This is a genomic window from Bradyrhizobium sp. AT1, from assembly GCF_001590795.1.
Classification (GTDB): Bacteria; Pseudomonadota; Alphaproteobacteria; order Rhizobiales; family Xanthobacteraceae; genus Bradyrhizobium.
The window spans coordinates 6,660,846-6,671,471 of record NZ_JXDL01000001.1 but is presented as its reverse complement, the minus strand read 5'-3'; the positions used below and the strand labels follow the sequence as shown (position 1 = coordinate 6,671,471).

Genomic DNA, 10,626 nt, shown 5'->3' with positions numbered 1-10,626 from the left:
CCAACCGGTCTGAGCTGAACTCGGTCTGGGGGATACGGATCGCGCCGTCGACCTTGACCAGCACGCCGGCATTGGCGAACTGGTCCTGGTCGATCGAGCCCGGGAGCGGCACCAGGATCGAGGGCCGGCCGATCGCCGCGAGCTCAGCCACCGTGCCGGCGCCGGAGCGCGACACGATCGGTGGTTGGCGGCAAGCCGCGCCGGCAGATCGGTAAAGAACGGCGCGAGCTCCACCTTGATCTTGAGCTTGTCGTAGACCGCGCGGACACGGCTCATGTCCTCGTCGCGCACCTGCTGGGTGAGGATCAGCCGGCTCCACAGCGCGGGCTCCAGCCGCTCGATCGCGCCCGGCACGATGTCGGCCATGATGCGCGCGCCCTGGCTGCCCCCGACCACGAGCAGGCGCAGCGGGCCGTTCACCTCGGGCGCAGCATATGGCACGGCGGCGGCTGCGAGGACGGCGGGCCGCATCGGCGTGCCGACCGTGGTGGTCTTGCCTGAGAGCGCGGGATCGCGGTCGAGCACGCCCGGCAGCGACGTCGCGATGGCGCGGACGCGGCTCGACAGGAACCGGTTGGCACGGCCGAGCACAGCATTGGCATCATGAATGATGCCGGGCACGCCGGCGAATTTCGCGGCGACTAGCGGCGGCAGAGTCGGATATCCGCCGAAGCCGACGACGGCGACCGGCTTCAGGCGCTTGATCAGCGCGTAGGCCGACAGCGTGCCGGCAACGAGAGTGAGACCGGCATAGGCGAGCTGCAACGGATTGCGGCCCCGCGCGGTCTCGCTGGCCACGACGTCGATCATGTCCTTGCTGAACAGCCCGCTATAGCGCAGCGCGCGCTCGTCCGTGACGAGGCGGACGCGATAGCCGCGCCGGATCAGCTCGACGCCGAGCGCCTCGGCCGGAAACAGATGGCCGCCGGTGCCGCCCGCGGCGAGAAGAATCAGGGGGGAATTGTCCATGGATAGGCCTTTTACAAGGTCTTTCCTGTCATTGCGAGCGAAGCGAAAAGTCCGTAGCCCGGATGGAGCGAAGCGTAATCCGGGGTTCGCCGCTTGGATGGAATCCCGGATTGCGCTCCGCTCCATCCGGGCTACACGCTCCTCGCTATGACGCCTTACGCGTAACTGCGCATCGCCTCGGCGTGGCCGCTGGCTTCCACCTCGGTGCGCGGGCGCAGCCGCGTCAGCGCCAGCATCATGCCGACGCCGTATGCCAGCGACACGATCGAGGAGCCGCCATAGGAGATGAACGGCAGCGTCATGCCCTTGGCGGGAATGAGCTGGAGGTTCACCGACATGTTGATCGCGGCTTGCACGCCGAACAGGATCGCTAGACCCGAGGCGGCAAAACGCGAGAACATGTCTTCATTGGCATAAGCGCGCGACAGCGTGCGGATGACGACGAAAGCGAACAGCGCCAGCATCGCAACGCACAGGATGATGCCGAACTCTTCGGCCGCGACCGCGAACACGAAATCGGTATGGCTGTCCGGCAGGCTGCGCTTGGCGATGCCCTCGCCCGGCCCGAGGCCGAACCAACCGCCGTTGTAGAAGGCCTCCATGGCGGTATCGACCTGGAAGGTGTCGCCGGAAGCCGGGTTCATGAAGCGCTTGATGCGTCCCGCGACGTGCGGAACGAACAGATAGGCGCTGAACAGGCCGGCCGCGCCGAGGCCTGCCAGCCCGAACACCCAGATCATGCGCATGCCCGCGATGAAGAACAGCGAACCCCACACCATGAGGATCAGCATGGTCTGCCCGAAATCCGGCTCCATCACCAGCAGCGCGACCAGCATCATGAGCAACACCAGCGCCATCGTGGTCGCCGGCATCTCAGGCCGCTTGGTCGATTCCGCGAACAGCCAGGCCGCGATGACGACGAAGGACGGCTTTGCGATTTCGGACGCCTGGATGTTGACGCCGAGCAGCGTGATCCAGCGCCGCGAGCCCTTCACCTCCGGGCCGATCGCGAGCGTGAGCACGATCAGGACGATGCTGGCGGTGAAGATGATCAGCGCCGAGCGGCGGATCGATCGCGGCGACAGGAACGACACCCCGAGCAGCACCAGGCAGGATGGCAGCAGGAACATCACGTGGCGGCTGAAGAAATGGAAGGGATCGAGCCCGATGCGGGTCGCGACCGGCGGGCTCGCCGCCAGCGACAGGATCACGCCGGTCAGCATCAGCGCCAAAATGGCGCCCATCAGCGGCTTGTCGACGGTCCACCACCACTCGGAAAAGGGGGTGCGTTCTTCACGGGAGAGCATGAGCGGCCGCTTTCGGACAGAGGTCCGCCCATTGGTCGCCGAGGTTGGTTACCGCAGGGTTAAGGAAGTGGATGAAGTTGTGCACAGTCTCGTGCCCCGGACGCAGCGCAGCGCTCCCGGCGATGCGCTGCAGAGCCGGGGCCCAGCGGCTTCTGGGTCCCGGCTCTGCGGAGCGCCACTTCGTGCCGCACCGCGTCCGGAACGCGAGACCTTGCGGATCTGCCCTATTCGTAATTGACCGCAACATCGCCCGCGCGCGGATCGCGCTTGTAAATCTGGTCAGGTCCGGGAATGAACCCGACCCTGACTGCCCGCTCGCTGCTCCAGACGACGACAGGTTCGAGATGCCCGCGCACGCTGACGAAGGTCGGCGTGCTCTCGGGCGAAAACGTCCGGCCGCGCGCGATGATGCTCGCTTGCGTGCTGTCGGGCACCGTGGCTCCGCACGACTTCCAGACCACGACGACCAGCTGGCTGCCGCTGGGCGAGGCGAATGCGCGCTGGCGAACGACGCGGCACGCGCCGAATCCGTTCATGATGATGTCGGCGAGCACAACGAAGAGAAAGCCTGCGACGACAAGCACAACGGCGATCAACGCGATCCAGCGTCGCCGCGACATCCTCACACCACCGGCTTCACGCCCGGCAGCGCCTGCACCAGCTCGCGGAACTTGGTGCCGCGAATCTCGAAATTGCGATACTGGTCGAAAGAGGCGCAGGCCGGCGACAGCAGCACGACGGCATCGGTGATGCCTGATGCTTCCGCATCGCGCGCGGCGTGCGCGACGGCAACGTCCAGCGTCTGGCTGATCTCGTGCGCGACACCACCGAGCGTGGCGGAAAATTCCTGCGCGGCCTCGCCGATCAGATAGGCCTTTCGGATGCGCGGGAAGTAGCCGGTGAGGCCAGTGATGCCGCCCGCCTTGGGCTTGCCGCCGGCGATCCAGAAGATGTCGGCAAAGGACGACAGCGCATGCGCGGTGGCATCCGCGTTGGTGCCCTTGGAATCGTTGACGAACAGCACGTTGCCGCGGCGGCCGACCTGCTCCATGCGATGCGCAAGGCCTGGAAAGCTACTCAGGCCGTTTTGCAGCACCTCCAGGCTGATACCCATCGCGAGCGCGGCGGCGGCGGCACAGGCCGCATTCTGCGCGTTGTGCTGGCCGCGCAGCGAACCGATGCCGCCGAGCTTTGCAACCTCGTTGCGCGCGCCGCCCGCCGTGCGCACGATATGACCGTGCTCGACATGGATGCCTGATGCCAGCGGGTTCTTGACGGAGATGCGCACCACGGTCTTGCCGGCGCGGTCGAGCCGGTCGGCGATGTCACGACAGAAGCCGTCATCGACGCCGACGATCGCGGTGCCGCCATCCTGCACGCCGGCAACGAGGCGCTCCTTCACCGCGGCATAATGTTCGATGGTGCCGTGACGATCGATATGGTCCTCGCTGACATTGAGCAAAATGCCGACGGAGGGATCGAGCGAAGGCGTGAGGTCGATCTGGTAGGACGACATCTCGATGACATGGACGCGGCCCATGCGCGGCGGCTCCAGCGACAGGATCGCGGTGCCGATATTGCCGCCCATCTGGGTGTCGTAGCCGGCGACCTTGGTCAGATGCGCGATCAGCGCCGTCGTGGTCGACTTGCCGTTGGTGCCGGTGATGGCGACAAACGGCGCGTTCGGCGCGTGGCGGCGCCGCTCGCGGCAGAACAGCTCGATGTCGCCGATCACCTCGACACCGGCTTCGCGCGCCTTCAGCACGCTCCAATGCGGCACCGGATGGGTGAGCGGCACGCCAGGCGCGAGCACAAGCGCGGCGAAATTCGCCCAGGACACGTTGCGCAAATCCGCGGTGATGAAACCGGCCTGCGCGGCCTTGGCGACATTCTCGGCATTGTCATCGGCGGCAATCACCTCGGCGCCGCCGGCCTTCAGCGCGTGGCAGGAGGCGAGCCCGGAGCCGCCGAGGCCGAACACCGCGACGGTCTTGCCGGCGAAGGATGTGACCGGGATCATCGAGCGGTCACCGCAGCTTCAGCGTCGACAGGCCGGCGAGCGCCAGCATCACCGAGATGATCCAGAACCGGATCACGATCTGCGGCTCGGTCCAGCCGAGCTGCTCGAAATGGTGATGGATCGGCGCCATCCGGAAGATGCGCTTGCCCGTCAGCTTGAACGAGACCACCTGCACGATGACGGAGACCGCCTCCAGCACGAACAGGCCGCCGATCACCGCGAGCACGATCTCGTGCTTCACCGCGACCGCGATGGCACCGAGCATGCCGCCGAGCGCGAGCGAACCGGTGTCGCCCATGAAGATCGAGGCCGGCGGCGCGTTGAACCAGAGGAAGCCGAGGCCGGCGCCCAGGAGCGCGCCGCACAGCACCGCGAGTTCGCCGGTGCCGGCGACATATTTGATCTGGAGATATTCGGCGAACACGGCGTTGCCGGCGAGATAGGCGATCATCGCAAAGCTCGCGGTCGCGATCATCACGGGAACGATGGCGAGGCCGTCGAGACCGTCGGTGAGGTTCACCGCGTTGCCGGAGCCGACGATGACGAAAGCGCCGAAGATGACGAAGAACCAGCCGAAATGCAGTACGGTGTCCTTGAGGAAAGGAATCGTCAGCGCGGTCGAGGCGGGATCGCGGTTCAGCCGCACCAGGGCGTAACAGGCCACCAGCGCGATCGCCGCTTCGATCAGGAGGCGCAGCTTGCTGCCGAACCCGGTCGTGGTCTGCTTGGTCACCTTGAGATAGTCGTCATAGAAGCCGACGAAGCCAAAGCCGAGCGTCACCGCCAGCACGATCCAGACATAGGGATTGAGCGGATTGGCCCACAGCACGGTGCCGACCGTGAGGCCGGACAGGATCATCAACCCGCCCATGGTGGGCGTGCCCTTCTTGGCGAGATGCGATTGCGGACCGTCGCTGCGGATCGGCTGGCCCTTGCCCTGGCGGATGCGCAGATGATCGATGATCCAGGGCCCGAACAGGAACACGAACAGCGCACCGGTGACGACGGCGCCGCCGGTGCGGAAAGTGATGTAACGGAAGACGTTCAGGAAGGTGCGGACGGCACCGAAGCCCGGAAATGTGTTGGAGAGCTCGATCAGCCAGTAAAACATTCAGTCGGTCCTATGGCGCCTTTGAAACGCACGATCGACGTGCCTCACGCGCATTTGCTGGTCTTCATCGCGGGGTCGTGCGGCCTTTTTGGAGAACCGGACGGCTTCGCGCCGCAAAGGGTTGAGATTCGGGAACGGCGCCTTCCAAGCAGTTTACGCCTTTGCCTGCAAGGCGGCCACCAGGCCCGGCACAAACTTGTTGACCCAGAACATCTTCTTGCTGCCCTTGACAACCACGACATCGCCTGCCTGCAGCAGGCTCGCGACCTCGCCCGGTTTCAGCGTGGCGGGATCGTCGTGCCAGCCGAGACCCTTGCCGGCCGGGAGCGCATCAAAGAGGTGGCGCATCAGGGGGCCGACGCAGTAGATCCTGTCGATCCCATCGAGATGCTTGGCGAGGGCGGTGTGATAATCGGGCGCGTCATCGCCCAGCTCCAGCATGTCGCCCAGCACCGCAACGCGGCGGCCGCCGGTCACGTTGCGCGCCTGCAGGCTTTGCAGCGCGGCAGCAACGCTGGCCGGATTGCCGTTGAAACTGTCGTCGATCACGGTGATACCGCCGATCGTCTGCTCAACGCCGCGGCCGGTCATGATGCCGACCCGATCGAGCTTGATCGCGAGCGTCGCGGGATCGAGATGGGCCGCACGGATCGCGGCGAGCGCGGCCAGCGCATTCTGCACGCGGTGCGGCGCGCCCGGCGTCAGGCTGAAGGCGAGCTCCTTCTTGCCGATCATGGCGACGACCTGCCAGCTCTCACCGTGCGGCGCGTGCGCGACCTCATGCACCTCGGCATGCTCGCCGAAGCGCACGACCTTGCCTTTCCATTCCGACGCCTTGAGCCCGGCGGGCAGCACCAGTACGCCGTCCTCGGGCAGGCCGAGCGCGATCGACACCTTTTCGTGCCTGATGGCTTCGAGCGAGCCGAGCTTTTCCAGATGCACGGGCTGGACATTGACGACCAGCGCCACCGTCGGCTGGGTCAATTCGCTGAGACGCGCGATCTCGCCTTTCTGGTTCATGCCCATCTCGACGACCCAGAGGCTGGCATCGGTGCGCGCATTGCACAGCGTCAGCGGCACGCCCCAGAAATTGTTGAAGCTGGAGGGACTGGCATAGGCGTTCGGATAAGCCGCCAGAAATTCCTTGGTGCTGGTCTTGCCCGCGCTGCCGGTCAGCCCGATCACCGGCCCGTTGAACCGCGCGCGCGCGGCGCGTGCGAGGCCCCAGAGGCCGTCGATCAGCGTGTCCTTGACGACGATCTGGGGAATGCGGATGCCCGCGATCTCGTGCGGGACGATCATCGCGACCGCGCCCGAAGCTTCGGCCTTGTCCGCGAACTCCCAGCCGTCGCGCGCGCTGGCGAAGGCCGAGACGAAGCCGCCGCTCGGCGTGCCGCTCAGCGCGACGAACAGGCTTCCCGGCTTCACCAGCCGGCTGTCCTGGGTGACGAAGTCGATCGGGGTGTCCGGGAACGATCCGGCAGCGCCCAGCGCGCGCGCGACCTCGGCAACCGTCCATATTGGCCCGCTCATGCCATCCTCGACGCTAATGCGGCGGCGACCGCCTCGTGATCACTAAAGGGCAGCGTCTGGCCGCCGACGATCTGCCCGGTCTCGTGGCCCTTGCCGGCGACGAGCAGCGCATCGCCCTCCTGCAACTCCTCGATCGCCGCGCGAATCGCTGCAGCACGGTCGCCGATCTCGCGGGCGCCTTTGGCGGTGGCGAGGATCGCGGCGCGGATCGCTTCCGGCTTCTCGCTGCGCGGATTGTCGTCGGTGATGATGATGCCGTCGGCATTCTCGGCCGCGATCTCGCCCATGATCGGACGCTTGCCGGCATCGCGGTCACCGCCGGCGCCGAACACGACGACCAGCCTGCGCTTGGCATAGGGACGCAGCGCCTGCAGGGCCTTCACGAGCGCATCGGGCTTGTGCGCGTAGTCGACGAAGATCGGCGCGCCATTGCGCTCGCCGACGAGCTCGAGTCGTCCTTTGGCGCCTTCGAGATGCTCAAGGCTTGCGAAAACGTTGGCCGCATCGCTGCCGGTCCCGATCGCAAGACCCGCCGACACCAGCGCGTTCTCGATCTGGAATTCGCCGACCAGCGGCAGCCGGATCGCATAGCGCTTGCCGCGATGTTCGAGCGTCAGCTTTTGCGAGAAACCTTCGACCACGGCTTCGGTGAGACGAATGCCCTCGCCCGTCCCGTCGCCGTTGCGGCCCACCGCCATCACGCGCAGGCCGCGCGATCTTGCTGCATCGATCGCTTCCGCCGAGCAATCATGATCGGCCGAGATCACCGCAGCTCCGCCCGGCGGCACAAGCTCGCGGAACAGGCGGAGTTTCGCTGCGAGGTAATGCGCAACGGTCGGATGGTAGTCCATGTGGTCGCGCGACAGATTGGTGAAGCCGCCGGCGGAGACGCGCACGCCGTCGAGGCGATACTGATCGAGGCCGTGCGAGGATGCCTCGAAAGCGAGATGCGTCACGCCCTCGCGCGCGATCTCGTCGATCTGCTTGTGCAACGCGATCGGGTCCGGCGTCGTCAGCGAGCCGTACACCGTGCGCTTGGGCGAGACGAGGCCGATGGTGCCAATGCTGGCGGAGGCATGCCCCAGCCGCTCCCAGATCTGGCGTGTGAAGGCCGCGACCGAGGTCTTGCCGCTGGTGCCGGTCACGGCCGCGATGGTCGCCGGCTGGGCGGGAAAGAAACTCGCCGCGGCCAGTGCCAACGCCCGGCGTGGATTGGCAACGCAGATGAAGGGCACCTTGCCACCGCGAGGCGCATGGTCGCCGACGACGGCGACCGCGCCCGCGGCAATCGCGGCGTCGATGAAGCGCGCGCCATCGGTCTTGCTGCCGGCGAGCGCGAAGAAGAGATCACCCGGCTTGACGACGCGGCTGTCGAGCGCGAGCCCGGTCACCTCGAGCGCGGCGACAGCGGACTCGATCGCGGCATCGCCCAACAGATCTTGGCCTAAGAGGTCGCGCAGCTTCATGGTCTTCCAGTCGACATGCCCTGCCGGAAAGCCGAATACGGGTAGAAAATCCCGACTCAGCCGCGGCGAAAAGCCTACCCCGTTGATTACTGGGTTGTCCTGGATGCTGCAAGAATAAGGCGCTCCGCAGGCGGCAGGTCGAACCGCGGCTCGACGCCCAGAAGCGGCGCGATCCGCTCGATCACCTTGCCGCCGGTCGGCACCGTGTTCCAGCCCGATGTGATGAAACCCTTCGTTTCGGGAATCGCCTGCGGCTCGTCCAGCATGATCAGGATCTGATACTTGGGATCGTCGCAAGGCATGATCGCCGTGAAGGAGTTGAGCACGCGCTTCTTGGCATAGCGGCCGTTGATGACCTTTTCGGACGTGCCGGTCTTGCCGCCGACATAGTAGCCCTTGACGTCAGCCGACTTGGCGGTGCCGATCTCGGCGTTGAGCCGCATCAGGAACCGCATCTTGTCGCTGGTCTCCGTCTTGATCACGCGCTTGGCGATCGCTGCGGCTTCGGATTCGCTGCGCTTCATGAAGGTCGGCGGGATCAGATAGCCGCCGTTCACGAGCGCGTTGATGCCCATCACCGCCTGCAGCGGCGCTACCGACATGCCCTGGCCGAACGCGATGGTGACCGTGTTCAGTTCGCCCCAGCGGCGCGGCACCAGCGGCGCCGCGCTCTCCGGCAGCTCGGTGCGCAGCCGCGTCAATTGGCCCATCTTGGCGAGGAACGCCTTGTGGGCCTCCACGCCCTGGCTCAGCGCGATCCGCGCGGCGCCGATGTTGGACGAGTAGGTGAACACTTCCTTGGTGTTGATGAAACGTCCGAGCGAGTGGCTGTCGTGGATGGTGAACTTGCCGTAGTGCAGGTTTCCGCGCGCATCCCACGACGAGTTCAGATTGATCTTGCCGGAATCGAGCGCCATCGCCAGCGTGAACGCCTTGAAGGTCGAGCCCATCTCGTAGACGCCGGTGGTCAGGCGGTTGATGCGGTCGGGGTCGTGCGCTTCCTTTGGATTGTTGGGATCGAAATCAGGCAAGGAAACCATCGCCACGAGTTCGCCGGTCTTGACGTTCGAAACGATGCCGGAGGCCGCCTTGGCATGGTACTTCTCCTTGGCCTTCAACAGCTCGTCGCGCAGCGCGTGCTCGACGCGCAGGTCGATCGAAAGCTCGATCGGCTTTTGCAACCGGTCGGTGGCAAATCCGGCGCGGTGGAGATCGGCGAGGCCCTGATTGTCGAGCCATTTCTCCATGCCGGCGATGCCCTGGTTGTCGATGTTGACGAGACCGATGAGGTGGGCGACCTCGTTGCCGGTGGGATAGACGCGCTTGTTCTCGCGCAGGAAGCCGATGCCGGGAATGCCGAGCTTGTGGATGGCCTGCTGCTGCTGCGCGGTGACCTCGCGCTTGAGCCAGACGAAGCCCTTGCGCGTCCGCAGGCGCTCGCGCACCTCGGCCTCGTCGAGGTCGGGCACGGTCGCGGTGAGAAGCTCGATCGCCTCGTCCTTGTCGATAATGCGGCGCGGCTCGCCGAACAGGCTCGCCGCCTTGACGTCGGTCGCGAGGATGGCGCCGTTGCGGTCGACGATGTCGGGACGCGCGGTCGCCACCACTTCCTGCGCCGCGGCGCGGCGCGCGCCATGGGCATCGGCGCCGATCGCGAACATCACGAGTCGGCCGCCGATCAGCGCGTAGACCGAGGCGAAGGCGAGCATGGCGAGGCCGACGCGCGCGCGCGCCTTCGCGGCGCGGTCGACGTTGCGCCCGTACAGCAGGCTGCGGATCAGCCGCTGGCGCCAGGGTTCGGTGGGTTTTGCAGGCGTCGCAGCGCTCATTGCTTGTCCTCGGGCTGAGGCACGGAGCCCGTCACGGTGTCTGGATCGCTTGCGGCTTCGATGGTGTTGAGCATGGCCCCGATCGGGTCTGGCTCGCCCGGCCTGAACATCCGCGGCGGACGCTCCGGCAGGTTCTTCAGCGAGTCGTATTGCGTGCCGTTGACCGGCTTGAGCTGCAGGTGCCGGTCGGACAGGCCCTGCAGGCGCAGCGGCGCATCGAGCTTGGCCCATTCGGAGCGCAGCGAAGCGATCGCGTCGCGCTGCTCGCGGATCTCCGCATGCAGCCGCAGCACCTTCTCGGTGCGCGCCGTGGAGTCCATCTTGATCCGGTAGACATAGGCCGCCGCGAAGATCAGCGCGCCGATGACGAGGAGGTGGATGATACGCATGC

General features: G+C 66.2%; 8 protein-coding genes and 1 pseudogene. All 9 read right to left on the bottom strand.

Annotated elements, in window-relative coordinates; all coding sequences use genetic code 11:
* Positions 1 to 969: pseudogene (locus SE92_RS30960) on the bottom strand (UDP-N-acetylglucosamine--N-acetylmuramyl-(pentapeptide) pyrophosphoryl-undecaprenol N-acetylglucosamine transferase); the annotation flags it as partial.
* Positions 970 to 1,124: 155 nt separating this feature from the next.
* On the bottom strand, positions 1,125 to 2,276 hold the full coding sequence (gene ftsW, locus SE92_RS30955; RefSeq protein ID WP_063202112.1) for a putative lipid II flippase FtsW: 1,152 nt from the start codon (positions 2,274 to 2,276) through the stop codon (positions 1,125 to 1,127).
* A 224-nt stretch (positions 2,277 to 2,500) separates the two neighbouring features.
* Complete coding sequence (locus tag SE92_RS30950) at positions 2,501 to 2,896, bottom strand: hypothetical protein (protein WP_063202109.1); 396 nt, start codon at positions 2,894 to 2,896, stop codon at positions 2,501 to 2,503.
* Positions 2,897 to 2,898: 2 nt separating this feature from the next.
* A complete protein-coding gene (gene murD, locus SE92_RS30945) occupies positions 2,899 to 4,296 on the bottom strand; it encodes a UDP-N-acetylmuramoyl-L-alanine--D-glutamate ligase (protein ID WP_063202106.1) in 1,398 nt (465 codons plus the stop codon).
* 7 nt (positions 4,297 to 4,303) lie between these two features.
* The gene (mraY, locus tag SE92_RS30940; protein WP_063202105.1) at positions 4,304 to 5,407 is read right to left on the bottom strand and encodes a phospho-N-acetylmuramoyl-pentapeptide-transferase; all 1,104 of its coding nucleotides are present in this window, start codon (positions 5,405 to 5,407) and stop codon (positions 4,304 to 4,306) included.
* A 153-nt stretch (positions 5,408 to 5,560) separates the two neighbouring features.
* On the bottom strand, positions 5,561 to 6,940 hold the full coding sequence (locus SE92_RS30935; protein ID WP_063202102.1) for a UDP-N-acetylmuramoyl-tripeptide--D-alanyl-D-alanine ligase: 1,380 nt from the start codon (positions 6,938 to 6,940) through the stop codon (positions 5,561 to 5,563).
* On the bottom strand, positions 6,937 to 8,406 hold the full coding sequence (locus tag SE92_RS30930) for a UDP-N-acetylmuramoyl-L-alanyl-D-glutamate--2,6-diaminopimelate ligase (protein ID WP_063202099.1): 1,470 nt from the start codon (positions 8,404 to 8,406) through the stop codon (positions 6,937 to 6,939). Before SE92_RS30930 ends, SE92_RS30935 begins: the two co-directional genes overlap by 4 nt.
* Before the next feature lie 86 nt (positions 8,407 to 8,492).
* On the bottom strand, positions 8,493 to 10,235 hold the full coding sequence (locus SE92_RS30925; RefSeq protein ID WP_063202096.1) for a peptidoglycan D,D-transpeptidase FtsI family protein: 1,743 nt from the start codon (positions 10,233 to 10,235) through the stop codon (positions 8,493 to 8,495).
* A complete protein-coding gene (ftsL, locus tag SE92_RS30920) occupies positions 10,232 to 10,624 on the bottom strand; it encodes a cell division protein FtsL (protein WP_063202093.1) in 393 nt (130 codons plus the stop codon). The genes SE92_RS30925 and ftsL overlap by 4 nt, the downstream gene beginning before the upstream one ends.
* Between the last annotated feature and the right edge of the window lie 2 nt (positions 10,625 to 10,626).